Source organism: Polaromonas sp., from assembly GCF_030682935.1.
Lineage (GTDB): Bacteria > Pseudomonadota > Gammaproteobacteria > Burkholderiales > Burkholderiaceae_C > Polaromonas.
Map to the genome: position 1 here is coordinate 1 of NZ_JAUXNA010000391.1, position 17,603 is coordinate 17,603.

The following is a 17,603-nucleotide window of genomic DNA, read 5'->3' on the forward strand; positions in this document are numbered from 1 at the left end:
GGAGGGGTTGCACAGGTCAAAGCCGCCGTACAGCACCTTCATGTCGTCCAGCGTGGCAATGGAAACGCCCGAGTTGCCGACCTTGCCGTAAATGTCAGGACGCCGGTCCGGGTCGTTGCCGTACAGGGTGACGGAATCAAACGCCGTGGACAGGCGCTTGGCCGCCATGCCTTCGCTCAGCAATTTGAAGCGCGTGTTGGTGCGGAACGGGTCGCCTTCACCGGCAAACATGCGGGTCGGGTCTTCGCCCTCGCGCTTGAACGCAAAGGTGCCGGCGGTGTAGGGGTAGCTGCCCGGCACGTTGTCCAGCATCAGCCACTGCAGCACTTCGCCGTGGTCCTGGTACTGGGGCAGCGCGACCTTGCGGATCGGGGTGCCCGAGAGCGATTTGGTGATCAGCGCCGTGCGGATTTCCTTGTCGCGGATCTTCACGACGTATTCTTCACCGGCGTAGGCTTTCTGCATTTCAGGCCACTGGGCCAGCAGCTTGCGGGCGGCCGGATCCTGGATTTGCTCGCGCTGCTCCGCCAGGTCGATCGCGGCTTCAGCGGCGCGGGCCTTGTCCGGCTTGCCCACGGTCAGCATGGCCGCGGCGGCGCGCAACTGCTGGATTTCGCGGGCCAGCGCGGCCTGCTCGCGGCCGCGCTTTTTGTAGCCGCGCACCGTGTCGGTGATTTCGGCCAGGTAGCGCGTGCGCGCGGCAGGCACCACCGGAGACTGGTTGGTGCTGTGGCGCACCAGGGCCTGCGGCAGCGTGCCGCCCTCCAGCGGCAGGCCCAGGCTGGCCAAGCGGGGTTTGATCGCCTGGTACAGCGCGGTCACGCCGTCGTCGTTGAAGCGCGCGGCCATGGTGCCGAACACCGGCATCTGGTCGGCCGGCGTGGTCCAGGCTTCCTTGTTGCGCTGCACCTGCTTGGCGACATCGCGCAGCGCGTCGAGCGAGCCTTTGCGGTCAAACTTGTTGATGGCCACGAACTCGGCAAAGTCCAGCATGTCGATTTTTTCCAGCTGGCTGGCGGCGCCGAATTCGGGCGTCATCACGTACATCGGCACGTCCACATGCGGCACGATGGCGGCGTCGCCCTGGCCAATGCCGGAGGTCTCCACGATGATCAGGTCAAACCCGGCGCACTTGCAGGCCGCCAGCACATCGGGCAGGGCCTTGCTGATCTCCGAGCCGAAGTCGCGCGTGGCGAGGGAGCGCATGAACACTCGGGCGCCGGCAGACCACGGGTTGATGGCGTTCATGCGGATGCGGTCGCCCAGCAGCGCGCCGCCGCTTTTCCGGCGCGACGGGTCGATGCTGATCAGCGCCACGCGCAGCTGGTCGCCCTGGTCCAGCCGCAGGCGGCGGATCAACTCGTCGGTGAGCGACGACTTGCCCGCCCCGCCGGTGCCCGTGATGCCCAGCACCGGTATCTTTTTGGTAGCAGCCTGCGCCCGTACTGCCTGGACCAGCGCCTCATCGGCCTTGTCATTTTCAAGTGCGGTGATGAGTTGGGCCAGCGCTCGCCAGTTCATTTCGCCATGACCTTCAATGGCCTGGAGGCTGGTCGGTGCAAAGCCGGTCAGGTCCTTGTCGCAGCGCATCACCATCTCGCCGATCATGCCGGCCAGGCCCATTTTCTGGCCGTCTTCAGGGCTGAAAATGTGGGCCACGCCGTAGGCCTGCAGCTCGCGAATCTCGGGCGGCACAATCACGCCGCCGCCGCCGCCAAATATCTGGATATGTTCGCCGCCGCGGCTTTTCAGCAAGTCCACCATGTACTTGAAGTACTCGACATGCCCGCCCTGGTAGGAGCTGATGGCAATGCCCTGCGCGTCTTCCTGCAAGGCGGCCGTCACGACCTCGTCCACGCTGCGGTTGTGTCCCAGGTGAATCACTTCGGCGCCCATGCTTTGCAAAATGCGCCGCATGATGTTGATGGCGGCATCATGACCATCAAACAGGCTGGCGGCCGTGATGAAGCGCACCTTGTGGGTGGGGCGGTAATTGGCGAGCGCTTTGTAGTCCGCGGACAGGTCGGTCATGGGGTTCCTCTGCTGTAGCGATGGGCTCCGACTGGAGGCCAAAGTCGAATGATATTACGTTTACGTAAACGTCAACTGAAACGTCGGCAAAAAGTTTTCCGGCTTGAGGTGTGCTGATTTTTTTTGAGAATCTTGATGCGAGGGATAACCCTTAGATATTTGTGTTGCAGTGCATCATGACGGTGCATGTGAAATATTTTTGGTCAGGATTTAAAAAAATTCATCATTTTTCGCCTTTTATCTTGATCCATTTGTGGAAAGTACTAAGGCAGCATACGGGCAAATCGGCTAGATTAACGGTTCCCCTGCGGCCCCCAAGAGCCAAAGTGGCGTTGTCGCGTTGACCAACGCATACACAGAATCTATTTATTACTTTGGAGACACCATGAATATTCGTTTTGCCAAATTGGCCGTTGCGTCAGCTGTTTTGAGCATTGCCGGCATTGCTACCGCAGCCGAGCCGATCAAGATCGGGGTGCAAGGGCCTTTCACCGGAGGTTCTTCTTCCATGGGCGTGAGCATGCGTGATGGTGTCAGGCTTGCTACCGAGGAAATCAACAAGAGCGGCGGCGTGATCGGTCGCAAGCTGCAACTCGTCGAGCGTGATGACGAGGCCAAGAACGAGCGCGGCGTGCAGATCGCCCAGGAACTGATCAACAAGGAAAAAGTCGCTGCGACGGTCGGCTACATCAACACCGGTGTGGCACTGGCATCGCAGCGTTTCTTCCAGGAAGCCAAGATTCCCGTGATGAACAACGTGGCCACCGGCAGCATCGTCACGCAGCAGTTCAAGGACCAGCCCGAGAACTACATCTTCCGCAATGCGGCTGCCGACAGCATCCAGGCGCCCATGATTGTGGAGGAGGCCATCACCCGCCGCGGCTTCAAGAAGGTCGCCATCCTGGCGGATTCCACCAACTACGGCCAGCTCGGCCGGGAAGACCTGGAAAAAGCGCTCGACGCCAAAGGCATCAAGCCCGTCGCCGTCGAGAAGTTCAATGTCAAGGATGTGGACATGACCGCCCAGCTGCTCAAGGCCAAGGAAGCCGGCGCAGAGGCTGTGCTCACCTACGCCATCGGCCCTGAACTGGCGCAGATTGCCAACGGCATGACCAAGCTGGGCTGGAAGGTGCCGATGATCGGCAGCTGGACGCTCTCGATGGCCAACTTCATTGACAATGCCGGCCCAGGCGGTGAAGGTGCGCGCATGCCGCAAACCTTCATCCAGCAGGCCGACACGCCAAAGCGCAAGGCCTTCATTGATGCCTACCTGAAAACCTTCAAGCCGAAGAACAACCGCATTGATTCACCGGTGTCGGCAGCGCAGGGCTATGACTCCGTGTACCTGCTCGCAGCCGCCATCAAGCAGGCTAACAGCACGGATGGCCCTAAAATTCGCGAAGCCCTGGAAAACCTCAATACCAAAGTTGAAGGCGTCGTGACGACCTATGACAAGCCTTTCACCAAGACCGACCATGAGGCCATCACGGCCAACATTCCTGTGCTCGGTGAAGTCAAACAAGGCCGCGTGGTCTACGCCTATGCGGAAGACATGAAGAAAAGCGGCGACCTGCGTGTTAAGGACGCCAAGGCTGCAGCACCCGCTGCCAAGAAGTAATTTGGCTGGTTGACATGAGAAACAGGCGCCGCGCCGGCCGATTCGGCTTTCGCGGTGCTTTTTTTATGTCGAACGCCATCGGCGCCTGCTCCTGCTTGCAATGCGGAGTAATCAGGCGCTCACCCATTTTGTGGAACTGAATTTATGGAAATCCTGCTTCAACTTATTTTCAGCGGTGTTGCGATGGGCATGATCTACGCGGTCATTGCTTTCGGATACCAGCTGACCTTTCAGACCTCCGACACCCTTAATTTTGGTCAGGGCGATGCGCTCATGCTGGGTGCCATGGTCGGATTGACCCTGGTTAACATGGGCGTTAATTACTGGTTGATGCTCCCCCTGGTCATTATTTTTGGTCTGTTCCAGGGGGGCCTGGTCGAGCGTATCGGCGTGCGTCCCGCAATCAAGATCAAGAGCGAGTTCGGCTGGATCATGTCGACCATCGCCTTGGGTATTATTTTCAAGAACGTGGCAGAAAATGTCTGGGGACGGGACGACATGAAGTTCCCCTCGCCGCTGCCCGAGTCACCCATGAAGATTCTGGGTGCCAATGTGCTGCCCATGGAGATTCTCGTGGTGGTGGGTGCCGTGCTGATGATGCTGGCCGTTGAGTTTTTCAACCGCAAGACGATTTACGGCAAAGCGGTAGTCGCCACGTTCAACGACCGCGATGCGGCCAAGCTGATGGGTATCAACACCGGGCTGGTGATCACCTTTTCCTATGCGCTGTCTTCTGCTTCTGCTGCGTTTGCGGGTGCGTTGATCGCGCCGCTGACCATGACGGGCGCCACCATGGGCGCGGTGCTGGGCCTCAAGGCCTTTGCGGTCGCCATCATTGGCGGACTGACCAGCGGCATGGGCATTATTGTGGGCGGCATCATTCTGGGTGTGGCTGAAACCACCACTGGTTTTTACCTTTCCACGGGCTACAAGGACGTTCCCGGACTGGTCCTGCTGCTGCTGGTACTGGCTTTCAAACCTGCCGGCCTGTTCGGTAAAAACGCGATCAAGAAAGTTTGAAGATGAACCGCAAGACTCTTATTGCTGCCGTGTTAGGGCTGGCCTTGCTGGCCGCTGTGCCACTCATGACCAGCAATTCCTATTACATCCACATGGTCGGCACGATCATGATTTACGCGATCCTGCTGTACGGACTGGACATCGTGGTCGGCTACACCGGCCAGGTGTCGCTGGGCCATGCCGGCCTGTTCGGCGTGGGTTCCTACACCGCCGGCGTGCTGTTCATGAAGCTGGGCGCGCCGCTGTGGGTCATCATCCCGGCCAGTATTGCCGTGACGGCCGGTTTTGGCGCCTTGCTGGCCCTGCCGGCGCTGCGTGTGACCGGGCCTTACCTGGCCATGGTGACGCTGGCGTTCGGCACCATCATCCAGATTTTGATCAACGAGATGACCTTCCTCACCGAAGGCCCGCTCGGAATCACGATTCCCAAGCCATCGATTGCCGGCTACAAGCTCAATGACCACGACTTTTACTGGCTGACTTTTGCGCTCATGGTGATTTCACTGGTCGTGGTGGACCGCATCCTGCGCTCGCAGCTGGGCCGTGCGTTCGAGGCCTTGCGCGGCAGCCCGGTGGCGTCTGACTGCATGGGCGTTTCGGTTTACCGCTACAAGGTGTATGCCTTCGTGATCAGCGCCGGATTTGCCGGCCTGGCCGGCAGTCTCTATGCCTATTCGGAGCAGTACATTTCGCCCAATACCTACAACTTCGAGTTGACGGTGCTGTTTTTGCTGGCTGTCATCATGGGCGGCCGCAAGTCCCGCGCCGGGGCTTTGCTGGGCGCGGCCATCATCGTGATTCTGCCCAAGCTGCTGGATGATCTGGAACTTTTCCGCATGGTGGCTTCGGTGCTGGCGATCCTGATCGCGGTGGGCGCGGTGGTGGGTATTCTCAGAAAAATCACCAGCCCCAAGGCCATGGCCATACCGGTGTTCGGCACGATGGCGCTGGCCGGCTTTGCGTTCTGGCTGGACTCGATCACTGACTGGCGACTGAGCATTTTTGGCTTGATGATTCTTTTTGTCGTCTATTACCTGCAAAACGGCATCGTCGGTTTTGTGCGCGCTCTCTTCCATGTGCGCAAGTCGGCACCTGAATTCATCGGCAGGGCAGGCGTGGACGATGGCAAGGATGCCATTTCGGTGGCCGCCGGTGCCGGTGGCGCAGAGACAGGCGGCGACCTGTTGATTGCAAAAGGCGTGCTGATGCAGTTTGGCGGCCTTAAAGCGATCAACCAGGTTGACCTGCGCATCAAGCGCGGCACCATTCACGGCCTGATCGGCCCGAACGGTTCGGGCAAGAGCACCATGATGAATGTGCTGACCGGCATTTATGTGCCAACGGCCGGCAGCATCGACTTTGCCGGGCGTTCGGTGGTCGGGCGCACCTCGTCCGACATCGCGCTGTCAGGCATTGCGCGGACCTTTCAGAACGTGCAGCTGTTCGGTGAAATGACGGCGCTGCAAAACGTGCAGGTCGGCTTGCACCACACCTTCAACAGCAACATCGTTGATGTGGCGCTGCACACGCCGCGCTACCGGCGCGAGGAAACATCCGCCATCGAACGCGGCATGGGCTTGCTGCGCTTTGTCGGTCTGGCTAATCTGGCCGCCGAAGAAGCGCGCAACCTGCCTTATGGCAAACAGCGCCTGCTGGAAATCGCGCGTGCCCTGGCGCTCGACCCGCAACTGCTGCTGCTGGACGAACCGGCTGCCGGCCTGACCGCGCCCGACATCAAGGAGCTGGTGACCATCATCCGCAAGATCCGCGACCACGGCATCACCGTGATCCTGATCGAGCACCACATGGATGTGGTGATGAGCATGTGCGACACCGTCTCGGTGCTCGACTTCGGCCAGAAAATTGCCGAGGGCAAGCCCGCCGATGTGCAGGCTGATGAAAAGGTCATCGAGGCTTACCTCGGTGGCACGGCCGCATAAGGAAGGAATTGACCATGTTGAGCATCAAGAATCTAGAGGCCGGATACGGCAAGGTGCAGGTCCTGCACGGCATTTCGATGGAAGTGCCCAAGGGCAAGGTCGTCACGCTGATTGGCTCCAACGGCGCCGGCAAAACCACCACCATGCGGGCCATATCGGGAATGATCAAGCCCACTGCCGGCGAGATCAACCTGCACGGCAAGCGCATCGATGGCCTGGAGTCCTACACCATCGCCAAGCAGGGCCTGGCCCACTCACCTGAAGGCCGGCGCGTGTTTGCCACCATGACGGTGACCGATAACCTGATTTTGGGCGCCTTCCCGCGCCTGACCGGCAGCCGCCCCAAGGGTGACGTGCAGGGCGATCTTGAGCGGGCGATGGACCTGTTCCCGCGCCTGAAAGAGCGGCGCAACCAACTGGCCGGCACGCTGTCGGGCGGCGAGCAGCAAATGCTGGCCATGGCGCGCGCCGTGATGCTGAATCCCGAAATCGTGCTGCTCGATGAGCCCTCAATGGGACTGGCGCCGATTCTGGTCGAAGAGGTGTTCCGCATCATTGCCGACCTGAAGGCGCGTGGCGTCACCATGCTGTTGGTCGAGCAGTTTGCAGCTGCTGCCCTGAAGGTGGCTGACTACGGCTATGTGCTGGAAAATGGCCGGATCACGGTGCATGGCGAAGCGGCCAGCCTGCGTGACGACCCGGCAGTGAGGGCGGCCTATCTGGGCGGCGGGCACTGAGGTTCCCTTGAGGGCCTGTTCGCCAATCAGGTGATCTTCAGGCCCTTTAGCGCCGGATCGCTGGGCGGGTAGCGCAAATCCATCTGTTGCAGCGTGCTGCGCACGATCGTGGCGATCATCAGGTTGCGATGGGTCTTGGAGTCGGCGGGCACCACCGTCCACGGTGCCCAAGGTGTGCTGGTGGCATTCAGCAGGTCCTCATAGGCTTGCTGGTACTGCGGCCACTGCTTGCGCGCCTCCAGATCGCCCATGCTGAACTTCCAGTTTTTTTCCAGGTCGTCAATGCGTTCCTGCAGCCGCCGGCCTTGCTCTTCAAGGCTGATGTGCAGCATGAACTTGAGCACCACCGTGCCGGTCTCGGCGAGCATGCGCTCAAAGTCATTGATGTGCTGATAGCGCTGCGCCGTCTGGGCGGGCGTGATCCAGCCGTTGACGGGCGGCACCAGCACATCTTCGTAGTGGCTGCGGTTGAAGATCATCATCTCGCCCGCGCGCGGCACCAGCTGGTGAATGCGCCACAGGTAGTCGTGCGCGCGCTCGTCCTCGCTCGGCGCTTTCCATCCCACCGTGTGCACACCCAGCGGGCTGATGCGGCTGAACACCCCGCGCAAGGTGCCGTCCTTGCCGGAGGTGTCGGTGCCCTGCAAAATCACCAGCAGCTTGTAGCGTTTGTCGGCATAGAACAGGTTTTGCAGTGCGTCGAGCTCGATGGCCAGCATATCGACGGCCGCCTTGTCGGCCAGTTTGTTCCCGCCGGAAAACGGCTTGGCCGCAGGATCGAAGTCGGCCAGCGACCAGCTTTTCCCTTTTTTACTGCCCTCGCACGGCACAGCGCTGGTGGGGGGTGGCTGCCACCGGGCGATCAGTTTGGCCAGCGACTTGAGGTCAGCCTTGCCAGGGGGCGCGTCTGGCGACGCGGGGGCTTCAATGCGGTTAGAGGACATCAGGGTTTCCGTTGGTTGCCGGGGTTTCCCCCTGATTCTGCATCCCGCCGGTCGCCCGTGGCGCACCAACTCGCCATAATCATCCGCCATGCCTGTGGCCGCGTTGAAAGAATACACTCGCGGTTGGCCAGTGCCGGGCCCGGGCAAGCATGTGCTTGCTGGCACGGCTTGCGCTGAAAACACGACAGGTTCCGATATGCACACCGTTACGCCATCGAATGCGTCCGCACCGTTTCAAATACAGCCCGCGTCAGGCTACGCCGGCGACATCGCGCCGCAGCTTGCCTTTGCCTGGGTGCAGTCGGGCGAGGCGGTGCTGGTCGACGTGCGAAGCGATGCCGAGCGGGAATGGGTGGGCTATGTACCGGGTGCGCTAACGCTGGCCTGGAAGCAATGGCCCGGCATGGCGATGAACGCCGGTTTCGACGAAGGTCTGAAGGCGGCGGTGCCCGACGGAAAAAAAATAGTGCTGCTGTGCCGCAGTGGTGTGCGTTCTATCGCAGCTGCCCGAAGGGCCAGCGAACTGGGCCTTGAGGCCTACAACATTCTGGAGGGTTTTGAAGGCGATCCGGACGATCAGGGGCATCGAGGCCTGCTGGGTGGGTGGCGTTTTCATGGCCTGCCCTGGCGACAGAAATAATACCGGGCTACAAATCATGAAAACGCAACGATGCTAATCATGGGTCTTCATAAGGGCTGTTGATGGCGCGTTGGATGGCTGCCCTGTTATTTATAACAGGGTGCTGACGGTAAAAATATGTGAGAAAGTTTTCAATAAGCTTGTTTTTTATGAACGGAACAACCTTATGCACGTACTTGAACGAAAACTCTCACCAGCCATTGCAGCTTTTCGCAATCCCGCCCTCGGATCTCGGCTGACCCAGCGCATCGCACCCCTCGTCAAACCCCGGGATTGGCCGATTGCGCGGCGCGCCCGCGTTGGTCGGTCTGCGGTTAGTCCTGCAGCCGCCTTTCGCCACAGGTCGCTATAAAGCGCTCGTGGCTGCGCATGAAGCCCGGACTGAAGGTCTCGTTGACCGCGAAAAGGGCCGCATACAGGCGTGCCGACTCGCCAGCCATGGCGAACGCCTGGCGTGGCTGGGCTTGTTGTCTGGTGCCCAGCGCCAGTTGCAGTTCCAGATCAAGGAGTCTCTTGCCGGCGCGAATGTCCTGGACTGTGGGTGCATCCCAACCCTGGGACGCGGCCATTTCAGCCAGTTCCGGCAGGTTTTCGGCGGGCTCCAGCTGCAGCCAGCTCACGCCGCCCTTCTGGTCAAGCGCGAGCACGCCGAAGGGGGATCCGATGACGACATGCTCTATCCAGCCCTGCCTGCGCGTCAGGTGTTCCAGCGCCTGCGCGATGGCTGGGTCGCACAGCAGCGCATGCTGCTCACGCGTCAGGGTGGCGCGCCAGGTCGGTTGATGGCGTGCATGGGGAAACTGCCGCAGGCTCTGGATGGCATCGGTCAGGCGCAGGCGAATCTCGGCGGACTGCTTGGGAATGAACTGATTGATCAGGCCGCGGTTGAAGGCCGATACGGCGAGTTGCTCGTCGGCACGGCCCGTGAGCAAAATGCGCGAACCCGACCATCCCGTCAACGCGCTCAAAACCCGCAGTCCGCTCATCGCTGGCATGGAATAGTCCACCACGCAGACCTGGGTCAGTGCAAAGCGCGCCGTGCCGTCTTCACGCCAGTACTGGAGGATTTGCGGAATCAGGGACGCCCCCTGGCGCCAGCGATTGACGATTTCCTGCTGGGCCCACGCGTCGGCCTCCCAGAGGGGAGGCTCCTGCTGCAGAAACTCGATGCAGGCCACCGGGCGCAGAAACAGCCGCACATACCAGTCAGGCGGCATGACTTCGGCCAGCATTTCGAGATAGTCCCGGTCGTCGTCCAGAAACACCACGCCCCCTGGGCGGCGGTAGAGGGGAAAAGAGAGGGTTGTCGGGTTCATCAAGGTTGTAAAAAATCAGCGAAAGCGCATTAAAAATTCGGCCGTTTGGTGCGGCTAGCCGACCGCGACGGGGAGCTCGATGGTGAAAATCGCGCCGACCGCGAATTCTGATTTCACCTGAATGCTGCCGCCGGCACTTTGAACCACCTGCTGGCAAAAAGCCAGACCCAGGCCGTGCCCGGTGCTGCGGTTGCTGGAGAAAAAAGGCTTGAAAATATGCGGCAGCAACGCCGCGTCAATCCCCATGCCCTCGTCTGCCACAACGATACGGCCGCGCTCCTTCAGCAGGCCTACTTCTATGCGCAGCGCCCCAAGGGGATAGCGGGAGTCAGCCGCCATCAGGGAGTGCTGCGCGTTCTTGATCAGGTTGTCCAGCACCTGCGAAAACTGGGTGGCGCAAGAGCGGAAGACGAAATCATTGTGGATCAGCACCTTCACGCACTCGCGCTGGCGGCTCGAGGGGTAGGGATAGGCCGCCACCACCTCATGGACCTGCTGGGCGGCGGAAACCAGCTCGGTGTAGCGCGGCAGCTGCAGCAGTCTGGCGTTGGCGATTTGCGTGTCGATCTGGTGGTTCATGTTCCGCACCAGCGCGTGCAGACGCAAGGCCAGCTTGTCCAGCTGCGGTGCGCGCGGGTGGTCGGGGTGGCGCTGCACTTCCAGCTGGATCGCGTCGCCAATCAGCGCGGCCGTGGACAGCGGCGTGCGCAGTTCGTGCGCCATGATGCCCATCGTCGCGAGGGCGCTGGTCAGGTGCTCCCGCCGCAGGTTGGCAGACGACAGATTCAGCATGAGTGCAAAGGACCATGCAAACGCAAACACCACGGCATGGACGGCGCGCTGGTCCTCCGGGATCTGCGGGACCGCTGGCTCGAGTTGCTGGAACAGGATCCACGCCAGCAAACCACCCGTAATCGTTCCCAGGGTGGCCAGGCGCCAGTCGGTGACATGGTAGTAAATCAGCACCATCGCAACCATGCTGGCCAGCCACACTGTGCTGCCGCTGTTGCAAAGGTACATCCAGCTGAACAAAACCGGCAACTCCAGCCAGAACACCAGACCAAAGACCACCTGCGTCAGGCGGTTGCCGGGGTCATGGTTGACCCGGCGTGTCATCAGGCTGCAGCCCAGCAGGCTGGCCATGACCCGCAGCGTCAGGTTCTCATAGGGTTGCGGCAGCCAGGCCGACCATATCCAGCCATAAAGGGCATGACCCAAAAAAATAGACAGCCCCAGCCACCGCAGGCGCCATGGCGATGGATGCAAAATGGGCTCCATCGGTGCGAGTATCAACTCCTTGCTCAGCCACTGGAGCAAGGGATGCCGCGCAAGCCACGCGCTGAAGCGGGCGCTGCTCACGTTATGAATTTCTCCAGCACAACCGGAAACCTGACTGATGATGCATTTGACATTTGGCTGTATTGTGCTTGTTCTCTTTCCGGTGAATTAATGCCGCGACCTGCTAACTTTGACAGTGGGCGTGTGGACGGTGTCATCAGCGACTGGCTCTGTGCCTTGCGCGAATTTTCGGTGGAAGCCCTCCTGGTGCTGGGCCCCGATCCGCTTGCCGGCCACGATGACCGGCTGGTCCTGGCCCTTCATCCCCCACGCCTGCTGGACGCCGCGCAAGCGCTGGCCGAGAGCCGGGATTTTGGTGCGCCCTGGCGCGACTCCGATGCGCCGCTCGTGGCCTGGCAGGATATTTCCAGGTCGGCTTTCGAAAACAGGGGTCGCTGGCGCAGGCTCTGGCTGGCCCACGGCTACCAGAGCGTCGTCCGGATCGCGTTTCCGCTGACCGCAGGCCGCGCTTTCGAGTGCTATCTTTTCAGTCCGCGCCAGTGGCCCGACCGCAGTGAGCCGGCCTTGCTGGCCTGGTCGGCCTTCAACATCTGGCCCTTGTTCAAGCGGGCGCTGGCCGAGGCCCGCAACCCCTTGAGTCCGCGTGAACTGGAATGCCTGCGTCTGGCGTTTCAGGGCATGACGGCGCGCGAAAGCGGTGAAGCGCTGCTGTGCAGCGAACGCACCGTGAACTTTCACCTGGCCAATGCCATGAGCAAGCTCAAGGTCGACAACAAGCTGGCGGCGATCCAGCGCGCTTGCTGGTTCGGGCTGATTTGACGCTTGCAGCGGGCGCGCCTTTTGGAAAACCTTTAGGAGCCCGGCAACAGGTGCGAAGCAAATCTGTTCATAATTCAGCGCAATGACATTTTTAGCACTTGATGTAGGCAATACCCGCCTGAAATGGGCCCAGTACGACGCGCCGGTGGCGGGCGCCAAACTGCTGGCCCAGGGCGCGGTGTTTTTGGAAAACATCGACAAACTCGCGGAAAACGAGTGGAGCACCATGCCCCCGCCGTCGCGGATTCTCGGTTGCGTCGTGGCCAGCGATGCCATCAAGCGGCGCGTGGCCGAGCAAATGGACCTCTGGGAGGTGGCGCCGCGCTGGGTGGTGTCGAGCCCGCAAGAGGCCGGCTTGACCAACGGCTACGACCATCCGGCGCGGCTCGGCGCCGACCGCTGGGTCGCCATGATTGGCGCCTACCACCGGCTGCTGGCGCGCGGCATCCATAAACCCTGCGTGGTGGTGATGGTGGGCACGGCGGTGACGGTCGAGGCCATCGACGCCGCCGGAAAATTTCTGGGCGGTATCATCTTGCCCGGCCACGGCATCATGCTGCGCGCGCTGGAGTCGGGCACGGCCGGCCTGCATGTGCCGACCGGCGATGTGACCGATTTCCCCACCAACACGAGCGATGCGCTGACCAGCGGCGGAACCTTTGCGATTGCCGGCGCCGTGCAGCGCATGGTGGAAAACCTCACCCGCCATTGCGGCCAGGTGCCCGCCTGCATCATGACCGGCGGCGCCGGCTGGAAGATGGCGCCCAGCATGTCGGTGGAGTTCGAGCTGGTGGACAACCTGATTTTTGACGGGCTGCTGGAAATCGCCTCCCGCCGCTTTGCAAGCTGAAATTTTTAGAAACGGAACACGCATGTCAGACCTCAAAGCCGCCTTCGACCAGGCCATGCTGGACTCCAAAAACCTCAGCGAGCGTCCCGACAACGCCACGCTTTTGACGATCTACGCCCTGTACAAGCAGGGCAGCGCGGGCGACAACACTGATGCAAAGCCGGGCTTTGGCGACATGGTGGCGCGCGTCAAGTGGGACGCCTGGAGCAAGCTCAAGGGCGCCTCGCAGGACGACGCCATGCAGCAGTACATCGACCTGATTGCCGAGCTGAGCTGATTTTTATTTCCCTGTGGCCGCAGGACAACCGGGCCACGGTTTCCAAGCCGGCGGTCTATTGTTCGGTGGCCTGGTTGTCGGCCATCAGTTGGTCCAGGTTTTTGGCGATCTCCGCCTCGATTTTTTCCTTGAAGGCGCCGAGTAAAAAGCCCAGTTTGGCGTTCAATTCGAAGCGGTCGGCTGTTACCGTGAGCGTGCCGTTCACGCCCGAGCGGATGAAGCTCACCAGGTCGCGGCTCTGGCCTTCCTCGTAGGTGCAAGCCATGTCAAATTTTTCTTCGGCCTGTTCGGCCCATGGGAAGGCGATCTTGCGCGCCTGCGGCAGGCTGAGGGTGTGCGCGCGTTCGATCTGGATGTCAGCCATGGGGAATTCCTGTGGGGTAGGCGGTGTGGATTTTCAGGGCATTGTGCCGCTCGTCTTCAGGCAGGCGGGCCAGCCGTTTCACCGCATCATAAAACCGGGGCCAGTGGCGGCCTTCGCGTTCGAACAGCGCCTCAAAGCCGGGCACCAGATCGTCGTAGGCGGCCAGCGCACCCAACGAGGCATTGTTGGCGCGCGCCACCCAGGGGTCGTAGCCCGCATAGCCGCCCCAGTCGGCCTTGAGCCGGGCGTAGTTCTCATGGAAACGCTGAATTGCTATTGATTTGCTAGCTGCTTGCGTCCGCGTATCCTGCGCTACAGCCTCATTTTTCTTGTAAATTGCGGCCAGTTCGCGTCGCGTGGCCAGGGCCAGCGTCCGGAACTGCTGGCGCCTGCTGTCCAACACGGCGTAGGCCTTGCGGGCCTCCTCGCTGGCCTGGCTGTCCAGCCAGCGGCGGCTGCCCAGGCGCTCGACGGCCGTGGCAAAGGATTCGTTGAACGCGGTATCGCCCTTCACATACAGCACCTGGTGCGCCAGTTCATGAAAAATAAGCCGGGCCAACTCGCCTTCCGGGTAGGCCACGAAGGTGCTCAGCAGCGGGTCGCCGCCGGCCCAGTTCAGCCAGCCCAGTGTGGAATAGGCGGGCACGCCGTAGACGCTGACCTCCAGGTTCTGCTTCTTGAGTTGCGCGGCTTCGGCGACGGCTTCTGCTTCGCTGAAATAGCCGCGGTAGCCCACGCAGCCGGCCACCGGGAAACACCAGGTTTTCAGCGTGAGCGAAAACTCGGGCGCCGCCACCACGTTCCAGACCACGGCCTTGCGCTGCAAGTCGGCGTAGCGCTGGTAGCTGGCGTTGTCGGGCAGCTTGAGTTCGGTCACGGCAAAACTGCGGATGCGCTGGCTCAGCGCCAGCCGGGTTCTCAGCGCGGCCGGTGTTTGCGCATCGCCCAGCCAGTCATCGACCGGGCGGGCGGCATTGAGCAGCTGCAGATGACCGCTGACCGATTGCCAGTAGTAGCCCAGGCTGGCGCAGCCCGTCAGCAGCAGGGCCGCCACGCCTGCCGCCAGCACCGCCCGGAGTCCGGTTGTGGTCATGGCCGGTGTGCTTTTCAAGCCGCCCGGACTTCAACCAGGCAGTCGTAAAACACCGGCCCGCGGCCCAGGTCGGTCAGGTGCTGGCTGGTGAGCTGGTTGACGTTGGTGCCATCCAGCCCCAGCTTGCGCCACCAGACGCCCAGGCCATTGACCACGCCGGGCCGGGCGCGCGCGGACACCACGGCCTTCACGCGGTACTCGCCGCGCTGGTTGAATACGGTGACGATGGCGCCCGACGCGATGTCGCGCGCGGCGGCATCCTGCGCATGGATTTCCAGCACCGGCTCGCCCTCGATGTCGCGCAGGCTTTTCACGTTGACAAAGCTGGAGTTCAGGAAGTTGCGGGCGGGCGGCGAGATCATGGCCAGCGGAAACGCTTTCGATGAGCCCGGCGTTTCGTAGTTGGGCACATGGTCGGGCAGCCCGTCCAGGCCCAGCGCGGCCAGCCGTTCGCTGAAAAACTCGCAGCGACCTGACGCTGTGGGGAAGTTGCCGTCGGCAAACGGCGCGGCAGGCAGTTTCAGGGTCGCAAAGCCCTTGTCCAGCAGCGTCTGGAAATCGACCTTGTCGCCATAGACCGCACGGCACAGCGTCTCGTCGCTGTCGCCAAAGCAGGCATCGGCAAAACCCATGTGCGCCGCCAGCTCGCGGAAAATTTGCGTGTTGGGCTTGGCCTGGCCCAGCGGCGCGATGGCCGGGCGGTTCAGCAGCGCGTCGGTGTGGCCGTAGGCGCTGTGTACGTCCCAGTGCTCCAGCTGCGTGGTGGCGGGCAATATGAAATCGGCGTAGTCGGCGGTGTCGGTCTGAAAATGCTCCAGCACCACGGTGAACAGGTCTTCGCGCGCAAAGCCCCGCACCACCTTGCCCGACTCGGGCGCCACCGCCACCGGGTTGCTGTTGTACACGATGAGCGCTTCAATTTTCGGGCCGAAGCCGGGCGATGTATCGCGCAGCAAGTCGTCGCCGATGGTGACCATGTTGAGGGTGCGCGGCGTGCGTCCCGCCAGCAGGTCGGGCCGCTGCAGCGCGGCCTTGTCGACCGGAAATTGGCCCGAACTGCTCAGCAGCATGCCACCCGCGCGGTGCCGCCAGGCGCCAATCAGCGCGGGCAGGCAGGCCACGGCGCGGACGGCGTTGCCGCCACCGCGCACGCGCTGCATGCCGTAGTTCAGGCGTATTGCGGCGGGCTGCCGGTTGACCAGGCACTGCCCATAGTCGCGGGCCAGCGCCCTGATTTGTTCCACCGGCACGTCGCACACTTGCGCCGCGCGTTCCGGGCACCACTGCAGCGCACGTTCGCGCAGTGCGTCCCATCCCAGGGTGTGGCGGGCAATGTAGTCGTGGTCCAGCCAGTCATGGGTGATCAGCTCGTGCATCAGCGCCAGCGCCAGCGCGGCGTCGGTGCCCGGCAGCAGGGCGATGTGTTCGTGGCATTTTTCGGCGGTTTCGCTCCTGCGCGGGTCAATGCACACCAGCCGGGCGCCATCCCTTTTGGCTTGCTGCGCGTAGCGCCAGAAATGCAAATTGCTGCCAATCGAGTTGCTGCCCCAGATGATGATGAGCTTGGACTCGGCAAAAAACTCCACCCGCATGCCGACCTTGCCGCCCAGCGTTTGCGTCAAGCCTTCGCCGCCGGCCGCGGCGCAAATCGTGCGGTCCAGCAGCGAAGCGCCCAGCCGGTTGAAAAAGCGCCCGGCCATGCTTTCCCCTTGCACCTGGCCCATGGTGCCCGCATAGCTGTAGGGCACGATGGCTTCGGGATTTCGCGCCGCGATGGGTTGGAGGCGGGCCGCAATCTCGCTGAGCGCGCTGGCCCAGCTCACGGCTTCATACTGGCCGCTGCCTTTTGGGCCCGAACGCCGGAGCGGCTGCAGCAGGCGCTCGGGGTGGTAGCTGCGCTCGGTGTAGCGCGACACCTTGGCGCACAGTACGCCGCCGGTTTGCGGGTGGTCGGGGTTGCCCTGCACTTTGATGGCCACGCCGTTCTCCACCGTGGTCAGCAGGGCGCAGGTGTCGGGGCAGTCATGGGGGCAGGCGCCGCGCACCTGCAGCGGGCCGGTGGCGGGTTGCCGGGCCGGGGCGCCCGGGGCGATGCGGATGGGTGGGCTCATGGGTCAACTTTATCGTGAAAGGCAGCCCGGCAAAAAGCGCTGGATCTTTAGGGCATACCCACCCCGGAATCCGGAGCGACTTCGACTAAAGTAGCGGGTGAAAGGCGCGCTTGGGTTTCGTCTGTCGCGTTGCCGCCGTTTGAAGCCTTCAATTACCTTGCGAATGCAGAATCATGACATTTAACCGCAGAAAATTCTCCGTCACCACCGGTGCCGTGATGCTGGCTGGCTTTGGCGTGGCGCGCGCCCAGTCCGAGGGGAAAATCATCCTGGGCCAGTCGGCGGCGTTCAGCGGCCCTGCTGCGCAGCTGGGGATCCAGTTTTACAACGGCGCCAAAGTCTGTTTTGACCAGGTCAATGCGCAGGGCGGCATCGGCAAACATCTGATTGAAATCCGCAAGCTCGATGACGGCTACGAGCCCGACCGCTGCGCCGAAAACACCCGCAAGCTGATTGCCGATGACGTGTTTGCGCTGTTTGGCTACATTGGCACACCCACCAGCCTGGTGGCGCTGCCGCAGGCCATCAAGGCCAAAGTGCCTTT

Annotated in this window: 16 protein-coding genes; 9 read left to right on the plus strand and 7 right to left on the minus strand. The window is 62.0% G+C overall.

Going from position 1 to position 17,603, the window contains the following annotated elements:
* The coding region (locus tag Q8K05_RS18130) for a methylmalonyl-CoA mutase family protein (protein ID WP_305248031.1) at nt 1-2,031 on the minus strand (2,031 nt) is incomplete at its 3' end.
* 385 nt (nt 2,032-2,416) lie between these two features.
* Here Q8K05_RS18130 and Q8K05_RS18135 point away from each other — a divergent pair.
* The 4 genes from Q8K05_RS18135 to Q8K05_RS18150 all read left to right on the plus strand — a co-directional run bounded on the left by Q8K05_RS18135 (nt 2,417) and on the right by Q8K05_RS18150 (nt 7,346).
* Nucleotides 2,417-3,649, plus strand: coding sequence for an ABC transporter substrate-binding protein (locus tag Q8K05_RS18135; protein WP_305248033.1), 1,233 nt, complete (start codon nt 2,417-2,419; stop codon nt 3,647-3,649).
* A 144-nt stretch (nt 3,650-3,793) separates the two neighbouring features.
* A complete protein-coding gene (locus Q8K05_RS18140) occupies nt 3,794-4,669 on the plus strand; it encodes a branched-chain amino acid ABC transporter permease (protein WP_305248035.1) in 876 nt (291 codons plus the stop codon).
* 2 nt (nt 4,670-4,671) lie between these two features.
* Nucleotides 4,672-6,609: an ATP-binding cassette domain-containing protein gene (locus Q8K05_RS18145; protein WP_305248037.1), complete on the plus strand. Its 1,938-nt coding sequence runs from the start codon at nt 4,672-4,674 to the stop codon at nt 6,607-6,609.
* 14 nt (nt 6,610-6,623) lie between these two features.
* On the plus strand, nt 6,624-7,346 hold the full coding sequence (locus Q8K05_RS18150; RefSeq protein ID WP_305248039.1) for an ABC transporter ATP-binding protein: 723 nt from the start codon (nt 6,624-6,626) through the stop codon (nt 7,344-7,346).
* A 26-nt stretch (nt 7,347-7,372) separates the two neighbouring features.
* Here the strand turns inward: Q8K05_RS18150 and Q8K05_RS18155 are convergent, their stop codons facing one another.
* Nucleotides 7,373-8,290 carry a PPK2 family polyphosphate kinase gene (locus Q8K05_RS18155; protein WP_305248040.1) on the minus strand — a complete coding sequence of 306 codons (918 nt, stop codon included), beginning with the start codon at nt 8,288-8,290 and terminating at the stop codon, nt 7,373-7,375.
* A gap of 196 nt (nt 8,291-8,486) precedes the next feature.
* On the opposite strand from Q8K05_RS18155, the gene Q8K05_RS18160 reads away from it, so the two are divergent.
* Nucleotides 8,487-8,930: a rhodanese-like domain-containing protein gene (locus Q8K05_RS18160; protein WP_305248042.1), complete on the plus strand. Its 444-nt coding sequence runs from the start codon at nt 8,487-8,489 to the stop codon at nt 8,928-8,930.
* 314 nt (nt 8,931-9,244) lie between these two features.
* Here Q8K05_RS18160 and Q8K05_RS18165 read toward each other — a convergent pair whose 3' ends face one another.
* Together Q8K05_RS18165 and Q8K05_RS18170 are read right to left on the minus strand one after the other, a co-directional pair.
* Nucleotides 9,245-10,246, minus strand: coding sequence for a response regulator (locus tag Q8K05_RS18165; protein WP_305248044.1), 1,002 nt, complete (start codon nt 10,244-10,246; stop codon nt 9,245-9,247).
* 54 nt (nt 10,247-10,300) lie between these two features.
* Nucleotides 10,301-11,605, minus strand: coding sequence for a sensor histidine kinase KdpD (locus tag Q8K05_RS18170; protein WP_305248046.1), 1,305 nt, complete (start codon nt 11,603-11,605; stop codon nt 10,301-10,303).
* Nucleotides 11,606-11,695: 90 nt separating this feature from the next.
* Between Q8K05_RS18170 and Q8K05_RS18175 the strand changes: the two genes are divergently transcribed.
* From Q8K05_RS18175 to Q8K05_RS18185, 3 genes are all read left to right on the plus strand, one after another.
* A complete protein-coding gene (locus tag Q8K05_RS18175; protein ID WP_305248048.1) occupies nt 11,696-12,364 on the plus strand; it encodes a helix-turn-helix transcriptional regulator in 669 nt (222 codons plus the stop codon).
* An 82-nt stretch (nt 12,365-12,446) separates the two neighbouring features.
* Nucleotides 12,447-13,214, plus strand: coding sequence for a type III pantothenate kinase (locus Q8K05_RS18180; RefSeq protein WP_305248050.1), 768 nt, complete (start codon nt 12,447-12,449; stop codon nt 13,212-13,214).
* A 22-nt stretch (nt 13,215-13,236) separates the two neighbouring features.
* Nucleotides 13,237-13,491, plus strand: coding sequence for an acyl-CoA-binding protein (locus Q8K05_RS18185; protein WP_305248052.1), 255 nt, complete (start codon nt 13,237-13,239; stop codon nt 13,489-13,491).
* A 55-nt stretch (nt 13,492-13,546) separates the two neighbouring features.
* Here Q8K05_RS18185 and Q8K05_RS18190 read toward each other — a convergent pair whose 3' ends face one another.
* From Q8K05_RS18190 to Q8K05_RS18200, 3 genes are read right to left on the minus strand one after another with little or no spacing between them, the layout of a single operon-like run.
* Nucleotides 13,547-13,855, minus strand: a complete 309-nt coding sequence (locus Q8K05_RS18190; RefSeq protein ID WP_305248054.1) for a polyhydroxyalkanoic acid system family protein — start codon at nt 13,853-13,855, stop codon at nt 13,547-13,549.
* Nucleotides 13,848-14,948: an aminopeptidase gene (locus tag Q8K05_RS18195; protein WP_305248056.1), complete on the minus strand. Its 1,101-nt coding sequence runs from the start codon at nt 14,946-14,948 to the stop codon at nt 13,848-13,850. The genes Q8K05_RS18190 and Q8K05_RS18195 overlap by 8 nt, the downstream gene beginning before the upstream one ends.
* Nucleotides 14,949-14,962: 14 nt before the next feature.
* Nucleotides 14,963-17,059: a molybdopterin-dependent oxidoreductase gene (locus Q8K05_RS18200; protein WP_305248058.1), complete on the minus strand. Its 2,097-nt coding sequence runs from the start codon at nt 17,057-17,059 to the stop codon at nt 14,963-14,965.
* A 173-nt stretch (nt 17,060-17,232) separates the two neighbouring features.
* Here Q8K05_RS18200 and Q8K05_RS18205 point away from each other — a divergent pair.
* Nucleotides 17,233-17,603 (plus strand): ABC transporter substrate-binding protein (locus Q8K05_RS18205; RefSeq protein ID WP_305248060.1); only part of this gene is annotated, 371 nt, incomplete at its 3' end.